Origin of the sequence: Paenibacillus sp. FSL M7-1455, from assembly GCF_038004655.1 — a bacterium.
GTDB classification, from domain to species: Bacteria; Bacillota; Bacilli; order Paenibacillales; family Paenibacillaceae; genus Paenibacillus_AQ; species Paenibacillus_AQ cookii.
In genome coordinates this window covers 4,019,659-4,041,916 of sequence record NZ_JBBORO010000001.1, presented here as the reverse complement: position 1 = coordinate 4,041,916, position 22,258 = coordinate 4,019,659, and the positions used below count along the sequence as shown (strand labels likewise).

The 22,258-nt window shown below is 52.7% G+C and carries 23 protein-coding genes and 1 tRNA gene; 15 read left to right on the top strand and 9 right to left on the bottom strand.

All coding sequences use genetic code 11. The features are described from left to right. Positions 1 to 338 precede the first annotated feature (338 nt). Positions 339 to 2,201 (top strand): bifunctional metallophosphatase/5'-nucleotidase, encoded by a 1,863-nt coding sequence (locus NYE48_RS18680; RefSeq protein ID WP_341000690.1) that lies wholly within the window; start codon positions 339 to 341, stop codon positions 2,199 to 2,201. 758 nt (positions 2,202 to 2,959) lie between these two features. On the opposite strand, the gene NYE48_RS18675 is transcribed toward NYE48_RS18680, so the two are convergent. The 3 genes from NYE48_RS18675 to NYE48_RS18665 form a co-directional block, all read right to left on the bottom strand. Beyond that, positions 2,960 to 3,532 (bottom strand): DUF4352 domain-containing protein, encoded by a 573-nt coding sequence (locus tag NYE48_RS18675; protein ID WP_340999674.1) that lies wholly within the window; start codon positions 3,530 to 3,532, stop codon positions 2,960 to 2,962. 292 nt (positions 3,533 to 3,824) lie between these two features. Further along, complete coding sequence (locus tag NYE48_RS18670) at positions 3,825 to 4,448, bottom strand: DUF1259 domain-containing protein (RefSeq protein ID WP_340999673.1); 624 nt, start codon at positions 4,446 to 4,448, stop codon at positions 3,825 to 3,827. 215 nt (positions 4,449 to 4,663) lie between these two features. After that, a tRNA-Val gene (locus NYE48_RS18665) sits at positions 4,664 to 4,736 on the bottom strand. A 244-nt stretch (positions 4,737 to 4,980) separates the two neighbouring features. Here NYE48_RS18665 and NYE48_RS18660 point away from each other — a divergent pair. After that, entirely contained in the window at positions 4,981 to 5,157 is a 177-nt protein-coding gene (locus NYE48_RS18660; protein WP_156124513.1) for a hypothetical protein, read from the top strand. Positions 5,158 to 5,200: 43 nt separating this feature from the next. On the opposite strand, the gene NYE48_RS18655 is transcribed toward NYE48_RS18660, so the two are convergent. Next, complete coding sequence (locus tag NYE48_RS18655) at positions 5,201 to 5,335, bottom strand: hypothetical protein (protein WP_340999672.1); 135 nt, start codon at positions 5,333 to 5,335, stop codon at positions 5,201 to 5,203. Between the two features lie 112 nt (positions 5,336 to 5,447). On the opposite strand from NYE48_RS18655, the gene NYE48_RS18650 reads away from it, so the two are divergent. Next, positions 5,448 to 5,894 carry a GNAT family N-acetyltransferase gene (locus NYE48_RS18650; RefSeq protein ID WP_340999671.1) on the top strand — a complete coding sequence of 149 codons (447 nt, stop codon included), beginning with the start codon at positions 5,448 to 5,450 and terminating at the stop codon, positions 5,892 to 5,894. 82 nt (positions 5,895 to 5,976) lie between these two features. Further along, complete coding sequence (locus tag NYE48_RS18645; RefSeq protein WP_036707615.1) at positions 5,977 to 6,216, top strand: DUF3892 domain-containing protein; 240 nt, start codon at positions 5,977 to 5,979, stop codon at positions 6,214 to 6,216. Positions 6,217 to 6,288: 72 nt separating this feature from the next. Here the strand turns inward: NYE48_RS18645 and NYE48_RS18640 are convergent, their stop codons facing one another. Beyond that, on the bottom strand, positions 6,289 to 7,026 hold the full coding sequence (locus NYE48_RS18640; protein ID WP_036707618.1) for an MBL fold metallo-hydrolase: 738 nt from the start codon (positions 7,024 to 7,026) through the stop codon (positions 6,289 to 6,291). 109 nt (positions 7,027 to 7,135) lie between these two features. Between NYE48_RS18640 and NYE48_RS18635 the strand changes: the two genes are divergently transcribed. From NYE48_RS18635 to NYE48_RS18625, 3 genes are all read left to right on the top strand, one after another. Next, complete coding sequence (locus NYE48_RS18635; protein WP_036707620.1) at positions 7,136 to 7,330, top strand: hypothetical protein; 195 nt, start codon at positions 7,136 to 7,138, stop codon at positions 7,328 to 7,330. 229 nt (positions 7,331 to 7,559) lie between these two features. After that, positions 7,560 to 8,117 (top strand): copper amine oxidase, encoded by a 558-nt coding sequence (locus NYE48_RS18630; RefSeq protein WP_212947099.1) that lies wholly within the window; start codon positions 7,560 to 7,562, stop codon positions 8,115 to 8,117. A 94-nt stretch (positions 8,118 to 8,211) separates the two neighbouring features. After that, the gene (locus NYE48_RS18625; protein ID WP_036707624.1) at positions 8,212 to 8,526 is read left to right on the top strand and encodes a DUF1292 domain-containing protein; all 315 of its coding nucleotides are present in this window, start codon (positions 8,212 to 8,214) and stop codon (positions 8,524 to 8,526) included. A gap of 95 nt (positions 8,527 to 8,621) precedes the next feature. On the opposite strand, the gene NYE48_RS18620 is transcribed toward NYE48_RS18625, so the two are convergent. Then, positions 8,622 to 10,097 (bottom strand): aminotransferase class I/II-fold pyridoxal phosphate-dependent enzyme, encoded by a 1,476-nt coding sequence (locus NYE48_RS18620; RefSeq protein WP_212947098.1) that lies wholly within the window; start codon positions 10,095 to 10,097, stop codon positions 8,622 to 8,624. A 158-nt stretch (positions 10,098 to 10,255) separates the two neighbouring features. Here NYE48_RS18620 and NYE48_RS18615 point away from each other — a divergent pair, with 158 nt between their 5' ends. Beyond that, positions 10,256 to 11,569: an MFS transporter gene (locus tag NYE48_RS18615; protein ID WP_246536506.1), complete on the top strand. Its 1,314-nt coding sequence runs from the start codon at positions 10,256 to 10,258 to the stop codon at positions 11,567 to 11,569. A 171-nt stretch (positions 11,570 to 11,740) separates the two neighbouring features. Here NYE48_RS18615 and NYE48_RS18610 read toward each other — a convergent pair whose 3' ends face one another. Continuing rightward, positions 11,741 to 12,364 carry a YktB family protein gene (locus tag NYE48_RS18610; protein WP_340999670.1) on the bottom strand — a complete coding sequence of 208 codons (624 nt, stop codon included), beginning with the start codon at positions 12,362 to 12,364 and terminating at the stop codon, positions 11,741 to 11,743. A gap of 272 nt (positions 12,365 to 12,636) precedes the next feature. On the opposite strand from NYE48_RS18610, the gene NYE48_RS18605 reads away from it, so the two are divergent. Together NYE48_RS18605 and gndA are read left to right on the top strand one after the other, a co-directional pair. Further along, complete coding sequence (locus NYE48_RS18605; RefSeq protein WP_036707625.1) at positions 12,637 to 13,233, top strand: hypothetical protein; 597 nt, start codon at positions 12,637 to 12,639, stop codon at positions 13,231 to 13,233. A 192-nt stretch (positions 13,234 to 13,425) separates the two neighbouring features. After that, positions 13,426 to 14,850, top strand: coding sequence for an NADP-dependent phosphogluconate dehydrogenase (gndA, locus tag NYE48_RS18600; protein WP_331480104.1), 1,425 nt, complete (start codon positions 13,426 to 13,428; stop codon positions 14,848 to 14,850). A gap of 15 nt (positions 14,851 to 14,865) precedes the next feature. Here the strand turns inward: gndA and NYE48_RS18595 are convergent, their stop codons facing one another. Continuing rightward, the gene (locus tag NYE48_RS18595) at positions 14,866 to 15,180 is read right to left on the bottom strand and encodes a hypothetical protein (RefSeq protein ID WP_036707780.1); all 315 of its coding nucleotides are present in this window, start codon (positions 15,178 to 15,180) and stop codon (positions 14,866 to 14,868) included. A 281-nt stretch (positions 15,181 to 15,461) separates the two neighbouring features. Here NYE48_RS18595 and NYE48_RS18590 point away from each other — a divergent pair, with 281 nt between their 5' ends. After that, a complete protein-coding gene (locus NYE48_RS18590; protein WP_340999669.1) occupies positions 15,462 to 15,977 on the top strand; it encodes a shikimate kinase in 516 nt (171 codons plus the stop codon). Between the two features lie 134 nt (positions 15,978 to 16,111). Here the strand turns inward: NYE48_RS18590 and NYE48_RS18585 are convergent, their stop codons facing one another. Then, complete coding sequence (locus NYE48_RS18585; RefSeq protein ID WP_212947096.1) at positions 16,112 to 16,417, bottom strand: rhodanese-like domain-containing protein; 306 nt, start codon at positions 16,415 to 16,417, stop codon at positions 16,112 to 16,114. A 175-nt stretch (positions 16,418 to 16,592) separates the two neighbouring features. Here NYE48_RS18585 and aroA point away from each other — a divergent pair, with 175 nt between their 5' ends. The 4 genes from aroA to ptsP all read left to right on the top strand — a co-directional run bounded on the left by aroA (position 16,593) and on the right by ptsP (position 22,246). Continuing rightward, on the top strand, positions 16,593 to 17,885 hold the full coding sequence (gene aroA, locus NYE48_RS18580; protein ID WP_340999668.1) for a 3-phosphoshikimate 1-carboxyvinyltransferase: 1,293 nt from the start codon (positions 16,593 to 16,595) through the stop codon (positions 17,883 to 17,885). Between the two features lie 49 nt (positions 17,886 to 17,934). Next, a complete protein-coding gene (locus NYE48_RS18575) occupies positions 17,935 to 18,375 on the top strand; it encodes a CoA-binding protein (RefSeq protein WP_036707633.1) in 441 nt (146 codons plus the stop codon). A 212-nt stretch (positions 18,376 to 18,587) separates the two neighbouring features. Beyond that, entirely contained in the window at positions 18,588 to 20,474 is a 1,887-nt protein-coding gene (locus tag NYE48_RS18570) for a glucose PTS transporter subunit IIA (RefSeq protein ID WP_212947093.1), read from the top strand. Beyond that, positions 20,471 to 22,246 (top strand): phosphoenolpyruvate--protein phosphotransferase, encoded by a 1,776-nt coding sequence (gene ptsP, locus NYE48_RS18565; protein ID WP_212947092.1) that lies wholly within the window; start codon positions 20,471 to 20,473, stop codon positions 22,244 to 22,246. Before NYE48_RS18570 ends, ptsP begins: the two co-directional genes overlap by 4 nt. The last annotated feature ends 12 nt before the right edge of the window (positions 22,247 to 22,258 follow it).

Below are 22,258 nucleotides of genomic sequence, written 5' to 3'. Positions count from 1 at the left end.
GCAGGTTATAAAGTTCTTTTTTTAAAGTTTTTAAGACAATAGACCTAAGCGACGAACAGGGTATGTTACATATTCATGCTGCATATTAAAAAAACGTATGTTCTGTGCTACCTAATGATCACTAGATCGGAAACCTTCTATATGAAACCAATCCATGTCCAGGCCGGAAAATACGCTTGGAAGCATGGCTAAAAAGAAAGATCGCGGCGATAAGTTCATGCTTGACCATTTTTCATTCCCCTGTGTATACTTCTTCTTAACAAATGTTCTCAATCGCGTAACATTTGTTCAACGATTCATACAACAAAAAGGGGAGAGTGTTGTTTTTGAATTTTAAAATGAAAGCGAAAACAATGGTAGTCACGGGGCTGCTATCCACGTTGTTCGCCACGTCGGCGTTCGCGGCGCCGCTGCATCCGGTGCAGCATACCGATTGGATGCAGGAAAAACATATTGTAAACGGTTTCGAAAAAGGGGACCTGATGCTGGCGCAGCATATTTCCCTCGGGGAAGCGGTCGCTTTGTTCGCCAGAATCCAGGGCGAGCAGGCAAGCACGCCGAAAGGGTACTGGGCAGCCAATTATTTGGATTGGGCCGCTAAAAAAGGCGCCATTACGAAAGAAGAGACGGCTCAGGGAAGAACGTATCCTTCCTCCGAAAAATTGGCGAAAATCGCCAAGGCGCTTGGAATCGATTTGAAGCTGGCATCCGGAACGCAGGTGACCCGCGGCGATTTCATCAATGCCCTCGGCGAAGCCGTTACGGAGCATATCACGATCGCGCATACGAATGACGTGCACGGCCATATCCAAGAAAATGCGAAGGACAAAGAGTTCGGTTACGCCAAAATTGCCACGCTCGTCAAACAATGGCGCGAAGAAAACAAAAACTTCCTGTTGATGGACGCGGGCGACACGTTCCAAGGAACGATCTACTCGAACCAATTCAAAGGCGAATCCATCATTCCGATCCTGAACAAACTCGGTTACGAAGCCATGACCGCAGGGAACCATGAATTCGACTTCGGTTATGAGCAGCTGCTTAAATTGCGGGACAAGCTCGACTTCCCGATGGTTAACGCGAACGTGTTTAAGGCGGACGGCACAAACCTGCTGATTCCTACATACACCGTTGAAGTCGGCGGCCAAAAAATCGCCTTCATCGGATTCGTGACGGAGGAAACGCCGATCGTTACCCATCCGAACAACGTCATCGGCCTTACGTTCAAAGACCCGGTCGAAATCGCCAAGAAGCTGGTTCCGGAAATGAAGGCCCAAGCGGATCATGTGGTCGTCGTATCGCATATCGGCGTTGAAAAAGACAGAGAAATCGCGAAAAACGTATCGGGCATCGACCTGATCATCGGCGGGCATTCCCATACGCCGCTCCGTACGCCTGAAAAGGTAAACGGCACCTACATCGTGCAGGACTGGGAATATGGAAAATCGCTGGGACGCGTGGACTTATACTATTATAATAAAGATTTGGTCGGATTCAGCGGCGGATTGGTCGAATACGACGAAAGCGTCAAAGCCGATCCCGAAATCGAGAAGCTGGTTCAGGAGGTCGTGAAAAAGGTTGACGATGCGATGAACGTGGTCATCGGGAAAACCGAAGTCGATCTTCACGGCGAAAGAACCGAGGTGCGCGCGGTCGAGACGAATTTGGGCAACTTCATCGCCGACGCGATCATTGAGAAGACCAAAACGATCAAAGGGCACGAAGCCGACGTGGCTTTGGTCAACGGCGGAGGCATTCGCGCCAGCAAAAAAGCCGGGGACTTGACGAAAAAGGACCTGTATTCGATCCTTCCGTTCCCGAACACGTTGACGGTGGTCAAAGCGACGGGGGCCGACATCAAAGCGGCGCTTGAGGTATCGGTCAAAGGCGTGGAGAAAAAAGACGATCTTCCGGGCTCCTTCCTGCAGGTCGGCGGTTTGTCCTACGTCTACGACGTGGCGAAGCCGGTAGGGGAGCGCGTCCTGGAAGTGAAAATCGGCGGCCAGCCGCTTGACCCGAACAAAACGTACACCGTGGCGACAAACGACTTCATTACGTCGGGCGGGGACGGATATTCGATGCTGAAAAAAGATGAAGTGCTGAACACCGGATATACGTTCTATGACGTCGTGGAAGAATATTTGGAAAAGGTCAAAGTGATCAGTCCGAAAACGGAAAACCGCATCGTCGAGAAAAAATAGAAGAGTTAAACAAAAAGGGGGCCGGCCTGCATGCCGGTTCCTTTTTAGGTTTGGGGGACGAATAAGAAAAGGCGAGCGCTTTCAAAGGCGGTTGTTTGCTATCGCAGATGCAGACTATCGCCGATGGGGTGGCTGTCATGGAACAAGGAAAAACGAAGGGGGTATGCCATACCCCCGGCTTGCATTCATGATCGGGTTGGTGGCCCTAAGCATTATCCGAAATAAACAGTTGGCCGAACCTCCAAGACGGAACATATTTATGCGGTTGAAAAAAGGATTTTACATAAAGCATACACAATGAGAAATACACCCGCAATTAACGTTAATATTCCATGCAAACGCGTAAACCGTAACCGTTTATCGGTTGCGTAGGGATCGCCAAATCCGCCGAACCATCTCGTATCCGGCCTTTTGATCGTAAACATGCCGCATGCGATCATGGTAACCCCCCCACAATATCCAAGACATACGAATCGCTCCTTTGTATATAAAACGCAAGAAGCGACCAATAGTTATATAGAAATATCGGGGGAACTTAACAATAGTGTAATTTATAATATGGGCAATCGAAGAGCAGCTTTCTCGGTTCTTCATAAATCCAACTACACCGTAAAATCAGAGATGACTTTAAGTGCTCTTGTTCTGCTTACAGTTCGAGATTACATACTTGCAATTAAATTCATATTCCAACGCAACGAAATAACCAGTCGCCGACTCCGACGACTGGCTGCTCAAGACTTCGATGAGGCGCTCTTGTCTTATTTTATTTTCCAGATTGCTTGCCCATTACGGAAAGGATCTTTAAAAATAAATTCCAATCCGGCAACATTCTTTGGAACTTCATAAACCAGTTGTCCTCTTAGCTTGCGTCCTGCTGGCACAGATCCGTCCAGTTGATTTTTAATAAATGTTGCTATCTCGATGTTATATGTATACCCGTCGCTGTCCGCCATGCTTGTGTTTGCAATAGAGGATACAACTTCATCTTTATCGCCAGTGTTTTCTACAGTGATATCCAACACTTTATAAACATGGCCTTGATCTGGTTTTTGAAAATCATTTCCATTATGGTCTTTTACTGAATTAACTGTAATAACCAAGTTGTTAAATTTTACAGCGTCACCAACTTTGAACACATCCGGTTGTTTTTTAGCCTCTTCTTTTGGTTTTTCCTGTTTGGCTTCGGTAGAGGTCTTGGTTTCCGCTGTCTTCTTAGCTTCCGTAGACTGCTTGGTGGTGGTATCTACTTTTTCGACTGTTGATTCAGAACAAGCAGTCATCAAAACCGCACCGATTATTAAGACAGAGCTAAGCTTATAAATCTTGTTCACTTCATATATCCCCCTATTGACTATTTAAAAAATCATATACTAGTCTAACAGAACTAGGAGAATATATCCATAGATTTCATTTAATGATTAAAAAAAGTCGAAAAAACAAAAACGTTGTCGCTGTAAGTGGCGTGTTCTTTTAGTAGTACATTTTCTGATAATTTGGTTGGGCGTTCTAGTATCAGACCAATCAAGTTTGCAATAAGCCTGATATGCGAAATGATTATTGACAAAAAAGAAGTACTTATCAGTAGTACTTCTTTTCAAATTGGTTCATTTATTTCCTTTGGTATCATGAAAACCGCTTTTTGGATCTTACAGATCTGTTCATCACACCCGGTTTTTTCGTGACCAGACTTCTATTGACGACTCGTGGTCTTTGAGTGGTTCTTGTTCTGCTTTGAACGCCGGACCGTCTAGGTCTGTTTGTGCCATAGCATCTGCCGCGGGATAAGTTTCCTTGGCTTGATCCTTTGGAGCGATGTTCGCCACTGGATCTGCTTGGTCGTATCGTTCTAGTGGTCAGCACCCGAAACGCTTCGGCCGACTTCTGGGCGAAGACAAGCGGCGGCTCAATGGACTTGAAATGGATGAACATGAGTACGGGGTTCGTTAATAGCCAGTGATTGTGTATCGCCGTTACTTCAATTCCGCGCTGGCGGAGAGCGGAGACGAACGGATTAATTTCTTCCTGCAAAATAACGGTTTCACCCAAATTGAGCGCATTTCCGCGGCTGTCCAAGTCTTCAAACGAGAAAAAAGCAGCGATGGCCAGAACCGATTTTGTTCTTCTCCCTTGAATCAACGGTTGAAGGTTGCTACGAACTCTTGTCACGGTGCAAACGCCATTTGCGACTTCCGCCGTCCCGCCTAAAATGCTTGCGAACTTTGAGCATAGCGAGTTTTGAATGGACATACGAATATACCTCCTTTTCAAAGATGGTATATTATATGAAATTTTAATAGTTTCGCTCGGTATAAAAATACTATGTATCCATATTTCCGCAAAAATATAAGAGTTGCTAGTTTTATATGAAAGGGGCTCATTCCGCTCGCCAATGCAGGTTTTACAGTGGGCATATTCCTGAAGACAAAATAAAAGAAGCCTTGGTATACCAAGGCTTCTGGAGATGATCTGCAGTGGGCTCGAACCACTGACCCCCACCCTGTCAAGATGGTGCTCTCCCAGCTGAGCTAGCAGATCGTATCGAAGAACAATTTATATATTACCAGGGAACAAGGGGAGTGTCAACAACTTTTTTTCAAAAACATGCATCGCGAAATAAAATTTTCATATTAAATAAAAATTTCATATGAATGAAAACCATGAATAGATCATGGCAAAACCCGGGAAAACTGATGACAAAGCCCGTGGTCCAGCGATTGGCGTTTCGAAACGGGCAAAAAGGTTATATAACTCAGTAAACCGGCTAAAGGAGTGGCCTCTCATGCCAAAAACATGGCGGTACAAAATTTTGGGCTGCTGTCTGATCGTGCTGCTGTCGGGCTGTTCGGCGTTTCAGTCCAGCGCGGATCGCGGCGATGACTCTCCGGTCATGATAGATATCTACGACCCTTCGGTTCCGGAAGACGTGTATTCCAAGGGAGAAATTACGCCCCCGTAGTCATGCGGCAGCAGGCAAAAGAGGCAGCGGCCGCTGCCTCTTTTTATTCTTCATCCCATTTGCGGGAATAGCCCTTTTTTGTCACATAAATAAAAGAATAGATCAGCACGGCCGACATGACTGCGCAAAGAAAGATCGTAAATCCCATTCCCATATGGCCCATCCGGCTCCTCTCCATGATATACCTCCACTATACATGAAATTCATTTTTTTGTATAATAATCGAACCGTGTTTTTGGCAATGGAAGCGGTAAAACGGACACAACGAAAGACGAAAGAGGGGTTTCATCATGGCTGCCGAAATCATCACTGTAACGACGCCGGAACTGCTGCAGCAGGGACTGGACATCCGGAAAAAGGTATTCGTCGAAGAACAAAACGTTCCCCTGGACCTTGAAGTCGACGAGTTCGATACGATCAGCGACGACGTGCACCATCTGTTGGTGCAGGATGAAAACGGGGACTACGTCGCCACGGGGCGTTTGATTTACTACAACAACGATACGGCTAAAATGCAGCGGATCGCCGTGCTTAAGGAGCATCGTCAAGGAGGCTACGGCCGCATTCTGCTGATGGCGCTCGAAAACCGCGCGCGCGAGCTGGGGCTCGCCTATGCCCTTTTGGACGCGCAATGCCAAGCCGAAGGTTTTTACGCCAAGCTCGGTTACGAGACGATTTCCAAAGAGCCCTTCGACGATGCCGGCATTCCCCATGTCCGCATGAAAAAAACGCTGTAAGGCGAATAAAGGCTTCATTGCCGGGAGATGCTAAGACATGCCCGCATTTTGGGGCATCTCACGCGTAAAGGAGCGGATGACCATGGGAAATCCAGGCCGTGAAACGTTTATCGCCGTGCAAAAAAACGGCGACGGCGATTTGACTGCTTTCAAAACTTCGACCGGACGCGTCTTGAAATACGATGAGGCGCTGCAGGAAGTCAAAGCCGGAGCGATTGCCGGCGTCAACGTGTTTAAAGGAAGAGACGGGGAAATGTATATTCGCGGCGACGCGGATGGCGATCCATCGAACAATTTGGATCATTTGCCCCGTTTTGAATAAGACGGCAAGCTAAAAAAGCCGGTACAAGCATGATGAATGCCTGTACCGGCTTTTTGCCGTGCAGGGGACGGATTAAACCGAGTATATGCGCCCCTGTTCGATAAACGCCATGCCCCCGGTTTTGCCGACGAAGTCGTCTTTGTTGTCCGCGTAATGCATCAGATAGGTTATGCTGCGGATCTGCTCCGGCAGCCTCATCAGTTCGTCAAGCGTCGTGTGAACTTCGCCCGGGCCTTCAAGCTGGCAGTCGTGCATAATCATGCGGCAGCCGCGCCGCTCGACAAGCTGCTGCAGCAGACCGGGATCATAGACCATATCCGCGCTGTAAAACAGCCGTTCGTTGATAAACAGGGAATAGCTGTTTTTGCCGGGGATATGTCTGGTCGGGATGAGTTCGACCCGAATATGCCCGGAAATGTCGTAGGCCTGTTCAGGCGCAAGCGGGCAGACCTCGAACAGATCCTCGAGGCACGTGATCTCCCCCTCCTGGTAAAGTCCTCCCCGGAGCGAATGCTCCCAGAGCGCCGTGACCAGCGTCTCGGCTATGTACAGTTTGATTTTGCGTTTGTAGGTGAATTTCATCTTAAACGCGAGCTCCTCCAGTCCGCCCACGTGATCCGCGTGGATATGGGTAATGAGGACGGCGTCCACGTCATCGAAGGATTTGCCGAGCCGGTGCAGCGCAAGCGGGGCGGTGACCCCGCAATCGATGAGAAGGGTGAAAGCCCCGTCCGTAAGCAGGGCGTTGTTGTTGAAGTATGTTTTGGCAAAGGCGCTGCCGGTGCCGATCATTTGCAGTTCCAAATTCAAGGAATACACCTCCCGTGATGTCTCAGAAATCATTATATACCATAGGTTCCACTTTCGGTCCGTTCTCCATACAATGCAGCAAAGGCTTTTAGGAAATGGGGAATCAGGCATGGTCAAGTCAAAAGGCAAAAAACCGGCGCAAGCTAAAGGGGAAAAAGTATATAAAGGCATGAGGCTGGTGACGTCGGAGGTGTGCGAGGCGTGCAAAACGCCATGCGCGCGCGGAATGGCTTACGCTGCCCGCATGAGGGAGCCGGGCGCCGTCGGCAAAGGCGTGCCCTGCATATTAACGAAAGTGAAATGACCGTATTTGGCCAAGGGCAACCTGCGTGTTTACGCAGGTTTTTTCGTGCTGGCGAGGAAGAGGGACATGGCGGGCTATTTTAAGCGCGAGGTTTTTGTAACTTAAGACAGAGACCCGAAATTTTGGTTTCAAAAATTTAACCTCATAAAGGGAAGTTCCGACCGCAACTTGCACATTTACTTTTAGTATATATATACAACAGCATGAAGGAAATGGAGGGAATGAAAGGATGAGAAGCTGGAAAAAGATTTTGGTATGCGTCTTTGCCTTCTCCCTGATGGGCGGCTCCGTCATGTTCGCGGATTCGGTGACCCAGAAGATCAAAGTTTGGATCAACGGTCAGGAAGTGCAGGACGGCGGTTACGTGATCGACGGCAAGACCTATGTGCCCATCCGGGAGTTTAACGGCGTGGTGACTTGGGACGGTGATTCGAACCAGGTAAAATTCATCAAGCCGAATGTACATATTTTCCTATTCAATGGCGATACCGTATTCGGTAACGTCAACAAAGGCAAGCTGAAATTCAACGTATTCTGCCAGGTCGACAGTTTGGCGGATCATGTGTCGTCCGTCAAAGTCGCCATCACCGATCCGTCCGGACACGTCAAGGATATTCAGACGCAGGATTTGGGGAGCAACCAAAAAGACAACTTCTGGTTCCGCACCTACGATTTTACGTACGATTTCAAAGTCGCCGGAAAATACAAGGTCGGATTCTACATCAAAGCGTCCAAAAACGCCGATTACCAACTCGTTGCCGAAAAAGTAATCACCGCTCTGAATTAAAAACCCGTTTTTGGAATAGGATAAATTGACCAGAGCCTTCCGACATGATACGATACGAAGGTATGACTATATAACCTAAAGCGAGGTTTTTGTAATGAGCGATCACACACATGAGCACGGCGATGCATGCGGCCATGACCATGATCACGATCATGAGCATGAAGAATTTGTTTTGACGCTGACCGACGAGCAAGGCAACGATGTAGAGATGGTTCTTGTTGAAACGTTTGACGTTGGCGAGAATTTGTATGCGCTGCTGCTCGAGCGTGAAAATCCGGAAGCTGACGGCATCATTCTGCGCGTGGAAGAAGAAAACGATGAGATGATGCTTTACAATATTGAAGACGAAGAAGAATGGAATGCCGTGGAAGCGGCTTACAACGAGCTTGTTGCCCAGCAGGAAGACTGATTCTTCGGGAAGCCTCCAGAGCATAAAGAAACCCGGTGCCGCATTTGCGGTACCGGGTTATTTTGCTCGCGCCCAAGTTTTGCTGGCGTCCTTGTTTAAAAAATAGGGTCGGTTTCCACGATCACCTTGACGTTTTTGATGTAACGGTCTTCCGGGCCTTTCACGGGCAGGCCGACGTCGACGTGGTCGATGATGTAATCGATGTTGTCCTGGGAAATGACTTCGCCGGGCAGCAGAATCGGGATTCCTGGCGGGTACACGTAGATGAACTCGGCGATGATCCGGCCGGCGGATTCCTTGAACGGAATCACCTCGGTGTCCCCGTAGAAAGCATCCCTTGGGATGAGGGAAAGCTGGGGGATTTCCGGGATTTTGACGATCAATTCGTTGGCCTCGTTCACTTTGTAATACGTCTCCGACAGCTTGCGGAGCGCGGTAAGCAGGATCGATACCGTTTCCTCGTTATCGCCCGGGGTGATCAGGCAGAGGATGTTGTACATGTCGCTCAGTTCGACTTCGATGTTGTAGTGCTCGCGCAGCCAGTTTTCCGTTTCGTAACCGGTGATGCCCAAATGGCGAACGTGAATCGTCAGCTTGGTCGGATCGTAATCGAACGTCGCTTCGCCTCCGAGGATTTCGTCTCCGAAGCAGTACAAGCCGTCGATTTCGTTGATGCTGCGGCGGGCTTTTTGCGCAAGATCGATCGTTTTTTGCGCCATGGCGTGGCCGTTAATGGCCAGGTTCCGTCTGGAAGTGTCCAGCGAGGCCAGCAGCAGGTACGAGGTCGAGGTCGTCGTCAGCATGCTGATGATCGTTTGCACGCGCTGCGGATTGACGAAACCGTGTTTCGTATTCAGATTGAGCACCGAGCTTTGCGTCATGGATCCCCCGAGTTTGTGAACGCTCGTTGCCGCCATATCGGCGCCGGCTTCCATGGCCGACATCGGCAGGTCCTCATGGAAATGAATGAGCACGCCGTGGGCTTCGTCGACAAGGACGGGCACGTTGCGGCTGTGGGCCAGGTCGACGATTTCCTTCAAATTGGCGCATACGCCGAAATACGTCGGGTTAATGACCAGGACCGCTTTGGCGTCCGGATGGCGATCCAGGGCACGCTGGACGGATTTGGTCGTAATGCCGTGGTCGATGCCCAAGTTTTCGTCGCGTGCCGGAGACACGAACACCGGCTTGGCGCCGGAGAAAATGATGGCCGACATGACCGATTTGTGAATGTTCCGGGGGACGATGATTTTATCGCCCGGGGAGCATACGGACAGGATCATCGTCATAATGGCACCGCTTGTCCCCTGTACGCTAAAATAAGTATGGTCCGCGCCGAAAGCGTCGGCGGCGAGCTTCTGCGCTTCTTCGATGACGCCGGTCGGCTGATGCAAATCGTCCAGCGGCGCGATGTTGATCAAATCTATGGATAGGGCGTTATCGCCGATAAACTCCCTGAATTCGGCGTCGGTTCCCATGCCCTTTTTGTGTCCGGGAATATGAAATTGTACGGGATTGCTTGCCGCGTGTTCCTTCAAAGCAGTAAATAGCGGCGTACGGCGGTGGTCCATCGTATGCTGTCACAACCTTTCATCTGTTAAAATTACAAGGATGAGTATAGCAAAATGGGGGGCGATTGCAAGCATGCATTTCGCGCCCCGGTGAAAATCCGGGAAGAATTTGGGGTACATTATAAATATGCGTTATTTTAGGGGAATTATTGCAAATCATGAGTAGAGGATGTGAGACCATGCCGCCGATCGCGGGAGCAGCCGCCGTAAAACGGCTCAGATCCCCTTTTTTCGTTGGACTGCTCATCATTATATTTTTAGTCGAGTTCATGAAGGGTTCGCTGCTGGTCGCCGTGCTGCCCGTCTACATGAAAAATTCGCTCGGTCTATCCGCGCATACCATCGGAATCGCGTTTTCCCTCCAATACATCGGCGATAACCTGTTCAGAAGCCCGTTCGGCTGGATCGGGGAGCGGCTCGGGTACCGGAAAACGATGGCCGGAGCGTTGATCATGACGGTGATCGCCCTTTGCATGATCGCGTTTTTTTCGGGAGCGTTCTGGCTGTCGCTGGCCTGTTTTATTCTCGGGCTGGGGACGTCGCCGCTGTGGCCGACCGCCATGACGGGAACGACGGAAATATCGGGGCCGCAGGGCAGCAATGGGCAGGCTCTGGGCACGCTGGAAATGGCTTCGCTGGCCGGCACGGGGGCCGGTCCGATCGTCATGAATTTTTTGATGGACCGGACGGAGAAAAATTACCATACCGCTTTTTTGATTTTGATCGGGGTCGGCATCGTTTTGGTGTTGGTCGCGCTGCTGCTGCCGTCGAAAGTGAAAATCCCGTTCCAAACGGCGGCCGCGGCCGCCACCGCAACGGGCAAGGGCATGTTTGCGGTTTTGGCAGGGAAGCTCGCCCATCTGGGAGCAAGCGTCAAATCGACGCTGCGCGAAGTCCGGACGACGCTGAAGGTAAGCTGGATGGTCTATCCCGCGCTGTTCCTCCAATCCTTCGTCATCGGGCTTTTGAGCCCGGTCATCACTTTATACGTGCAAAACGAGCTGCGCATTTCCCCGAACATGTACAGCCTGCTGCTGATTGCGGGGGGAGGAATTACGGTGCTGGCCTTGATCCCGAGCGGGAAGCTGATCGACCGTTTCGGAACGGGACCGTTTTTGAATGCGGGATTCCTGCTGGCTGCCTTTTCGCTGAGCTTTTTTTCGATCGTGCGTTCCCTGCCGCTGGTTTTCGTGTTCGTATGCATCGTCGGCATCAGCTACGCGATGATCCTGCCCGGATGGAACACCTTCGTGTCGCATTTGGTTCCGAAAGGGGAGCGCGGGGCGGTGTGGGGGTTTTTCCTTACGCTCCAGGGGTCGGGGATGGTCGTGGGCCCGGTCGTATCCGGACAGCTGTGGGACCGGCTCGGGCATTCGTCGCCATTTCTGGCGAGCGCGGTCGTGATGGCAATGCTGTTCGTGATCCATCTGGTTCTTTCGCGGCGCATGAAGGCCGGGGCGCAGCTTTCGTAAGGGGCGCCCAGTTCGCGCCGAAGGGCTCGCCCTTTAGCAAAAAAAGCTGCATCCGGAACGGCGATTCGCCGAACACGGATTGCAGCTTTTTTAAACACCATCAGGCTTTATGTTTCGTTTCGCGAAACGGAATCACCGCCTGTCAATAGACGGCGAAACGTATGCGCTCGCCTAAAATGCCATTTTGTAAAGGGGAAGCAGCGTTTCGAAGGTCGACTGGATGACGGAGACGAGCTCCGGTCCGTTTTCCAGCACCGCTTCGCCTTTCGGAATGCGGAGACCGCAGAGCACTTCGGCTTTTTTCACCTTTTCCAGCCTGTCCGCCATCTCCGAGAAAGCTCTGGGACTCATGTCCGCATGGGGGGTGAAGCCCGGATCCATATGATCCATGGACCAATAGAAATGCTCCGGCAAGCTTTGGATCACTTGGCTGCGGTTTTTCTTCAGATGTTTCGCGAACGTGACCTTGTTCGGGCTTTCGTAAATGACCGCAAAAATGATGAACAGATGGGATTCGAACATCCCTACCTGGAAATGGGGCAGCGCTTTATACCCTCTTTTGCTGGCGGCCCAGGCCACCCACGTGTCATTCGGGGGATTGATGGTGCGGCGCGCGTGTTTGGCAACATGGGGGAACATTTCCTCGCCGCAAAGGGCGGACAAAAACGGGGCCATTTCGCGGCCGAGCTCCTCCAGCTTCGGTCTGACGTTCGCAATCAAAGCTTCCATGCGGGGTTCGAGACCGGGAACGTTGAATACTTCGAAATCCTTGGAATGAAATCCTTCAAACGGCATGATGCGCCTCCTTTTATGCAATGGGTTGATGTCTATTTTAAGGCCGACCGCGTGTCGTTGCTGCCTGTTTGGCAGAGGCGGGGAGCGGGTAAAAATAGTCAATAAACCAAGTTACCGTTACATAAGATAAAGTATAAAATAGAACAAAGACTTTTTTCAACGTAATCAGGACTTTGCAACATCGGCTGCAAGCAAGCATCTTTGGTTATTTGCAAACCCTTTAGTCGCAGGTTGTTCGTCAAAGGCGGTCCAAAACTGAAGGAGGGAGTGCCGTGAACAAAAGCTATGAAGTGGAGTACTGCAATCTGGAGCTTCGGTTTAACCGGCGGCATATTCAGGACCTGATTAAGGATTTGATACAGGAAGGTTACTCCCTGTACTGGAGCGAAAACGAATCGCTGTTCATCGTTTCCGTCAGAACGGGGCGCAAACTTGTCAAGCTGCGGTTCAACCGGACCAAAAACGGCTACAAAATGGTCGGGGATTACGTGATCCGCGACGCCAAACTGGCGGAGTGGATGGAGAAGCTGATCGAGGATACGCGGGGCCATGCAGTGGTCAAACGGTTCAAGGACCGCCAGATTTTGGTGGAAAGCATTTTATTCGGCGAAGTCATCCGTTTGGTTGAAATATCCGGATACCAGCAAAGGGTGCTGTATCAAAAGGGGCCGTTCATGACAGAGCAGGAGATCTCGAAGCTTTATTTCTCGAAGGAAGGCGAAATGAGGCTGCTGCTTCTCCGGCTGGAAGTGGATGACGAACTGGAGCGCCTTCACGAAGCGCTTCAGAACGGAGATGAAGATAAAGCGGAGCTTTGCCGCAAAAAGCTGGCCGATCTTTCCCGGCAGCTGCTGATGCTCGAATGGTAACGCATACGCTGGTAAAGGCGGGAGGAGCCTAATGGGCGGGGACATTTCCGCAAATAGAAAAGCAAGTGACGAAAAGCACCTCTGCAGACTGCGGGGTGTTTTGTCACGAGATGTTTACATCGTGGGGTTCACTTTCGCGCGTAAACACGCTAAAATAGGTGTATTCATTTTTTCCAAAAAAAAAGGCAAAGGATGGAGGACCATATGTCGAAGCAACAAATCGGTGTCATTGGCCTTGCGGTCATGGGCAAAAACTTGGCTCTCAACATTGAAAGCAGAGGCTTTACCGTTTCCGTATTCAACCGTTCCCCGGAGAAAACAGAAGCCCTTCTCGAAGAAGCGAAAGGCAAAAACCTTACGGGAACCTTCTCCATGGAGGAGTTCGTGGAGTCGCTGGAGAAACCCCGCAAAATTTTGATCATGGTACAAGCCGGCAAAGCGACGGACGCGACCATCGAGCAATTGATCCCGCTGCTGGACGAAGGCGATATCATCATCGACGGGGGCAACGCTTACTTCCCGGATACGCAGCGCCGCAGCAAAATGCTTGAAGAAAAAGGCTTCCGCTTTATCGGTGCAGGGGTTTCCGGCGGCGAAGAAGGGGCTCTCAAAGGACCTTCGATCATGCCAGGCGGACCAAGAAGCGCTTACGAGCTTGTCGAGCCGATCCTGACATCGATTTCCGCCAAAGTGAACGGCGAACCTTGTTGTACATATATTGGTCCGGACGGCGCCGGCCATTACGTGAAAATGGTGCATAACGGCATCGAATACGGCGACATGCAGCTCATTTGCGAAGCTTACCACCTGCTGAAGGATGCGCTGGGCCTCGGCGCGGAAGAACTGCACCAAATTTTCAGCGAATGGAACAAAGGGGAGCTTGACAGCTACCTGATCGAAATCACGGCCGACATCTTCTCGCATAAAGACGAAGAAACGGGCAAACCGATGGTGGACGTCATCCTTGACGCGGCCGGCCAAAAAGGTACCGGAAAATGGACGAGCCAAAGCTCCCTGGATCTCGGGGTTCCGCTGTCCATGATTACCGAATCGGTATTCTCCCGCTTCTTGTCCGCCATGAAGGAAGAACGCGTGGAAGCAAGCAAAATCCTGAACGGTCCGAAAGCGGAAGCGTTCCAGGGCGACAAAGCCGAATTCATCGAAAACGTGCGCAAAGCGCTGTTTGCGAGCAAAATCGTATCCTATGCCCAAGGGTTCGCCCAACTTCGCGTCGCTTCCGACGAATACGGCTGGGATCTGAAATACGGCGACCTGGCCAGAATCTGGCGCGGCGGCTGCATCATCCGTTCCCGCTTCCTGCAAAACATCACGGACGCTTACGAGAAAGATCCGGGCCTGAAAAACCTGCTTCTCGATCCGTTCTTTAAAGACATCATCGAAAACTACCAAGACGCATGGCGCCAAACGGTGTCCGCAGCCGTCAGCCGCGGCATTCCGGTGCCGGGCTTCGCGAGCGCGCTGGCTTATTTCGACAGCTACCGCACCGAAAGACTTCCTGCGAACCTGCTTCAGGCGCAGCGCGACTACTTCGGAGCGCATACGTTTAAGCGCGTCGACAAGGAAGGCGTCTTCCACCATAACTGGATCCAGGAATAGGAAGCCGGTATTCGGCTACGACCGCTCCGGGCGATCCGCAGGGACAAGCCCGTGCATGGCCTCCTGAAGGCAAATCCGGATGCGTTCGTCCTGCGCATGGCCCGCCGCGGAGCGGTGCAGCAGAAGCAGCGCGGCTTCGCCGAAGTATTGAAAATTTTGCAGTAAACGTGGCTTGGGGAGTTCCAGCAGCGCTGGTTCGCCTTGAGCCACTTTTTGTTGCACGTAATGCAAAACCCATAACATGTCCTCCCGGCACAAAATATGCCGCGGGTCCGCGATCTGTTTGATTTTTGACAACGTTTCGGGCGAATGGGAACGGGATTCTGGCATGACGGATACGACCACTCCTTACAAAACTCCGAATTTTCCACAACATCGTTTCGCTTGGCGTCAGAATTATAGGTCCATGGCATGTATATGCTAGACTGGCAGAAAATAGACTGATCCGGGGCAATCCCGTGTCCGTACGGCGATGACGGGCAAACGACTGCATGGATCGGGCTTGCGGACAAAGGGAAACCGCGATCGTTTTGCGAGATTGTCGAAAGTTTTTGGCCTGTGGTATGATATGAAAAAGCTTGAGATTGAATGGAAACAAAAGGGGTGCTCTATTGAACCAGACGGAACAAAATATCATACTGATCGGAATGATGGGGACCGGAAAGTCGACGGTTGGCGAAATTTTGGCCGAGAAGCTGGGGTATTCGCTGGTCGATCTGGATGCGTCCATCGTGGCTCAGGAAGGAATGACCATTCCCGAAATGTTCGAGCTCCGCGGAGAACCTTATTTTCGGAATGCCGAAACTTGCGCCTTGCGAAACGTGTTGTCTTCGGGCGGGCGGAAGGTCGTGGCCACCGGGGGCGGATGCGTCCTGCGCGAGGAAAATCGCGAGCTGATGCTTCAAGGCGGATTCGTTGTGGCCTTGACGGCGGAAGCGGAAGCCATCGTCGAACGGGTTAAGGGGGATCAAAACCGGCCGCTGCTTGCCGGCGGCGCCGAGGAACGGATCCGGACGATTCTGGAGGAGCGGAAAGACGCGTATCGTTTTGCCCACTGCACGGTGGATACCAGCGGGATCGGGGCCGATGAGGTGGCGCTAAAAATTTTAACGCATTACCGCGTCTAAGCCGTTTTGTGTTAAGATAGGGGCAAGAGGTTTTTTGCGAAGGGCGATTTCGCCTGCGCATTCTAGCGGCACGAGAGGCGGCCGGATAAACCAAAAAACGGCAGGTCCGCAAGGACTGCCGCTTCGATGCAGGCTTATGCTTCGTCTTCGTTCCACTGAAGCATGCCGCCGGTCATGTTGATGCATTCGATGCCAAACTGCTGCAGGTATTGGCAGGCCCTCATGCTGCGGCCGCCGCTGCGGCAAATCAGGATGACCTCGCCTTCCTTCGGGATTTCATCCAGGCGTTCCGGGATTTGCCCGAGCGGGATATGCTTCGCTCCGCTGATCATGCCCTGCGCGACTTCATCGTCTTCGCGGACGTCGATCATCTGGAGGGATTCGCCTGCTAGAAGGCGCCGTCTTACTTCGGACGGTTCTATTTCACGAATGGATGTCATGGGAATTAACCTCTTTTCCGTAGTTTTGATAAGCCAGGGTTTTGCCGAAAGCTTTGGCTTTTCGCAAAAACCTTATGTAATTATGTTTATGATAACCAAGCTTTAAATGGGCTGTCAAATCGCATTTGCATCCCGGTTAGAGCGTGAACTAATTCGAGAAGGAGACATGGGGCATATGGATTTGATTGTAAAACCGACACCGCGGCTGCAGGGAGAGATCGGCGCGCTTTCCTCCAAAAACTATACGACGAGGTACCTTTTGGTCGCGGCGCTGGCCGAAGGAACAAGCACGGTGTATTATCCGGCCCGCAGCGAAGACAGCGACGCGATGCGCCGCTGCATTCAGGATTTGGGAGCCGTGCTCGTCGAAGACGAGGAAAAAGCGGTCATTACCGGCTTCGGCCGCCGTCCGCGGGACGTCAAGGAACTGAACGTCGGCAATGCCGGCGCCGTCCTCCGCTTTCTGATGGGCATCGCTTCGCTTTGTCCGGACGTGACGTTCGTGAATACATATCCCGATTCGCTCGGCAAACGTCCGCATGACGACCTGATTTCGGCCCTGGAGCAAATGGGGGTTCAGGTGGAGCATAACGACGGCCGCCTGCCGATCCGGATCCGCGGCGGAAAACCGAAAGGCGGGCGCATTCAAGTGTCCGGCTCCGTCAGCTCCCAGTATTTGAGCGCGCTGTTGTTCCTGACGCCGCTCCTGGAAGAAGACAGCGAAATCGAAGTGACCGGCGATCTGAAATCGAAGGTCGTCGTCGGCCAGACGCTTGAAGTGTTGGAGCAGGCAGGCATCGTCATCCATGCAAGCGACGATTACATGCGGTTCCGCGTTCCGGGCAACCAATCCTATCAGGCGAAAACGTATACGGTCCAGGGCGATTACCCGGGTTCCGCCGCCGTGCTTGCCGCCGCCGCGGTAACGGAGTCGGACGTCCTCGTGAAACGACTGCCGGTGGAAAGCAAGCAAGGGGAACGGGCCGTGGTCGACGTGCTGCGCATGATGGAGGCGCCCCTGACGCATGAAAACGACGAAGTGCACGTGAAAGGCAACGGAAAACTCAAGGCGGTCGAGTTCGACGGCGACGCGGCAACCGATGCGGTGCTTGCGATGGTGGCCGCCGCCGTGTTTGCGGAGGGAACGTCCCGGTTTTACAACGTGGAGAACCTCCGTTACAAGGAATGCGACCGCATCACGGATTATTTGGCGGAGCTCCGCAAAGCGGGAGCCGACGTGGAGGAGCGCCAAGCCGAAATTATCGTCCACGGGCGTCCGGAAGGCGTTGAAGGCGGCGTGGAGATCAACGCCCATTACGACCATCGCGTCATCATGGCGCTGACGATCGTCGGGCTGCGCGCCAAGCAGCCGCTGACGATCAAGGACGCGCATCACGTCGCCAAATCCTATCCGCAGTTTTTTGACCATATGAAGGCGCTTGGCGCCCAGGTCGAATGGGTAAAATAAAACAGTTTCCATATCCACCCGCATATATTAAGGAAAGAAGGGATCAGACATGGCTTTCGAAAATCCGACGCGCGACGAGATCAGGGAAATTCTGCAGCAGGCCGGAAATATAGCCGTCGTCGGTCTGTCCGATAAACCGGACAGGACCTCCTACATGATCGCCGAGGCGATGCAAAGCCGCGGCTACCGCATCATCCCGGTCAATCCGAACGCGGCGGGACGCCAAATTTTGGGCGAAACCTGCTATGCTTCGTTGAAAGATATTCCCGAGCCGGTAGACATCGTCAACGTGTTTCGCCGAAGCGAATATTGCGCGGACGTTGCGCGGGAAGCGGCCGGGATTCATGCGAACGTGTTATGGCTGCAGCTCGGCATCGTCAGCGATGAGGCGGCGGCTATCGCCGGGCAGAGCGGCATGAAAGTCATCATGGACCGCTGCATCAAAGTGGAAGAGGCGATCACGCAGCCGGACCGGTCTGGGCACCGTTAATCCGGCCTGCGGGGCCAGGCATCTCCGGGATTTGCTTCCTGGGGATGTTTTTTTGCCCGTTCAGGGCGCTTGTCCGCTTGGTCGGAATCTTGCAAATCCTTTTTGACAAAATGTCGATCTAAGCTTACCATTTGAAATAGCGCAGATTTTGCAGGAACCGGTAAGCATGGCTTTGCAATTTCTGATCTGTTTTTGAAAGGAGAGTGCCTTTCTTGAATTGGCTCGGATCACTGCAGCAGCTCGGAAGAGCGGTTATACTGCCCACGATGGTCCTTCCATCAGCCGCCATTTTGCTGAGCGTAGGCAGTCTTCCCTGGGCCGCATGGGGTCTTCCTCACGTCGCTGAGGTATGCACGTGGGCCGGACAGGGCATCTTCTATTTCCTCCCGTATCTGTTTGCGGTCGGCGTCGCCTGGGGGCTTTCGAACCAAGCCGGGCCGGCGGGACTAGCGGCGCTTGCGGGCATGTTTATCTACGACCAGATCACGCGGCATATGGGCGGCGGCAATATACAGCCCACGACGCTGATCGGCGTGCTTTTCGGGATATTGTCGGGCGTCGCCTCGAACCGATACAAGCATATCAAACTGCCTGAAGCGGTGCAGTTTTTTGGCGGTTCAAGGTTTGTCCTTCTGTTCATGGGGTTGTTTTCGACGCTGTTTTCCTGGGCGCTGCTGTTCATCACCCCTTATTTGCAGAAGGGGCTGGACGAGCTGACGCTGCTCATGAACCATTTGGGCGGATTCGGCTTGTTTTTGTACGGCATTTTGTACCGGGTTCTGACGGCGTTTGGGCTGCATCATCTGCTCAACAACATTTTCTGGTTTCAGGCGGGGTCCTATCAGACTCCTTCGGGAAATATCGTGCAGGGCGACCTGCCGCGCTTTTTTGCGGGCGACCCGACGGCGGGCGGCTATATGGCGGGGTTGTTCCCGATCATGATGTTCGCGCTGCCGGCCATCGCGCTTGCGATCATCCAGGAAGCCCGCGAGGACTTGAAGCCGAAGATCAAAAAGACATTTTTGACGGCAGCGCTCGTATGCTTTTTAACAGGGGTGTCCGAGCAGATCGAATTCGCGTTTTTGTTCGCGGCGCCGTATTTGTTCATTTTGCACGCGGTGCTATCCGGGGCGGCCATGTGGCTTACCTACGAGCTGGATATCCATCACGGCTTCTCCTATTCGGCGGGGGCCATCGATTTTTTCCTGAACCTGCATCTGTCCCATCACGCCTGGCTGCTCATTCCGATCGGCATCGGCTACGGTTTTGTCTATTATTTTCTGTTCCGGTGGGCGATCCGCAGGTTCCAGATTCCGACGCCCGGCCGGGAGGAAGGTTCGAACCTCGAGGATTGGGCGGGGAGCATTCCCTACCAGGCGCCGCTTATTTTGGAAGCGTTGGGCGGCAAGGACAACATCGTACAGGTGGAATCCTGCATTACCCGGCTGCGGCTGACCGTCAAAAACGACAGGCTCGTGGACGGCAATGCGTTAAAGCTGCTCGGGTCGGCGGGCCTCATCAAGCTTGGCGGAGGAAACGTCCAAGTGGTGTTCGGCACGTATTCCGAACTGATCCGCGAGGAAGTCAACAAACTGCTCCAGCGGGACCTGCCGCGCGTGCTTTTCAGCGCGCCGGTGCAGGGCCGGATGCTTCCGATCGAGGAAGTGCCGGATCAGATTTTCGCGGCGAAGCTGGTCGGCGACGGGGTCGCCTTCATGCCGGAGCGCGGGGAACTGGTCTCGCCGGTTTATGGAACGATCGTGCACGTTTATCCTACGATGCATGCCATCGGCATCTCGACGCCGGACGGCCTCGAAGTGCTGCTTCATATCGGGATCGACACCTCCCAGCTTAAGGGAGGGCATTTTTCGGCGGTCGTGAAGGAAGGGGATGCCGTCGAGCCGGGTCAGCTGCTCGTCAAATTCGACCTGGCCTACATCAAGGCCCATGCGACATCGATCGCGACGCCGATGGTCATTACGAATCCGGACCGCGTCAAATCCTGGAGCTTCGCGCCGTTCAAAACGGTCAAAAAAGGACAGACGTCGGTCATGTCCGTAGTATTACACGACAGAAATGTTGGAGGTTTGGAAACATGATTCAAGGTATCGGAGCATCTGCCGGCATCGCAATTGGAAAAGCATTCGTCCTGCCGAACTGGGAATGGGATCTGCCCGAAACCGGCATAGACGCAGTTGATCTGGCCAATGAGTTTGAGCGGCTGTATGAAGGGATACGCACCTCCAAAAACGAAATCGAATATATCAAAAACGAGTTCCGCGATATCGTCGGGGAAGAGGAATCCAGCATCTTCGATGCGCATTTGGCGATTCTGGACGATCCCGTGTTCATGAACGAAATCCAGGGCGTCATCGAACGGCAGTACAAGGCGGCCGAAGTCGCGGTGAAGGAAGCGATCGACCACTTTGTTACGATGTTCGACCTGCTGGACGACGAATATATGAAGGAGCGGGCGATGGACATCAAGGACGTCGGCAACCGCCTGCTGAAGCATCTGCTTGGCGCGCCGGAAATTACGCTTCCTTCGGATACGCAGCCTTACGTGCTTGTCGTGAAGGAGTTGTCCCCGTCCCAGCTCGCCCATTTGAATCCGGCCCATGTCCTGGGCGTCGTCACGATGGTGGGCGGCAAAACGTCCCACGCCTCGATCATGGCACGGGCGCTTGGCATTCCGCTCGTGGCCGGCATCGAGGGGAAACTTGCCGAACCGATTCAAACGGGGGACCTGATCGTGATGGACGGCGATTCCGGCAAGCTGTTCGTCAATCCGGACAAAAAAACCGTCGACCAGTTCGAATGCACGCGGGTGGAGCAGCAGGTCCGCAAGGAACGGCTGGAGCTGCTCGCCTCGGTCGAAGCCGTCACGAAAGACGGCACGGAGATGCGTTTATCGGCCAACATCAGCTCGGTAAAGGAACTCGACATGGCCGTGAAATACGGGGCCCTTGGCGTGGGGCTCTTCCGGACGGAGTTTTTGTACATGGATCGCGCGAACTTCCCGAGCGAGGAGGAGCAGTTCCAGGTTTACCTTCAGATCGTTCGGAAAATGGAGGGACGCCACACGGTTATCCGGACGCTGGATATCGGCGGGGATAAGCAGCTCGATTATTTTCCGCTGCCGCAGGAGGACAATCCTTTCCTCGGCTTTCGCGCGATCCGGATCAGCCTGGAACGCCAGGAGCTTTTCCAGACGCAACTGACGGCGATTTTGCGCGCTAGCGCCTACGGAAAAACCAAAATCATGTATCCGATGATTTCCTCGGTGGATGAAGTGAGACAAGCCAACGAGATTTTGCGCCGCGCCATGGCCGATTTGGATGCAAGGGGCATTCCGTACGATCCCGAGATTCCGGTCGGGGTCATGATCGAAGTCCCTGCGGCCGTCACGATCGCGGATTTGATCGCCAAGGAATGCGATTTTTTCAGCATCGGCACGAATGACCTGGTTCAATACGTGCTCGCCGTGGATCGGATGAACGAACAGATCGCCCATATGTATCATCCTTACCACCCGGCGATCCTCCGCATGCTGCGCACGATCGTGGAAGCGGCGCGCGATGCGGGCATTCCCGTCAGCGTGTGCGGGGAGATGGCGGGGGACGAACGTTCCATACCGCTCTGGATCGCGCTAGGCGTTCACGATTTGAGCATGTCGATCCAATCGCTGCTCCGGGTGAAGCACCGGATTTTGAACACGTCGGCCCAAGAGGCGCGCGCTGTCGCCGAGGAATGTTATAAGCTGACCACGAACGGCGAAATCGAAAGGCTGCTGACCGAATTTAACGAATCCAGCCGTTTCGAGAACCAAGCGCGCCGGAAGGATGAAGGAAAAGACACCCACGTTTCGTGAGGTTGAAGCTGC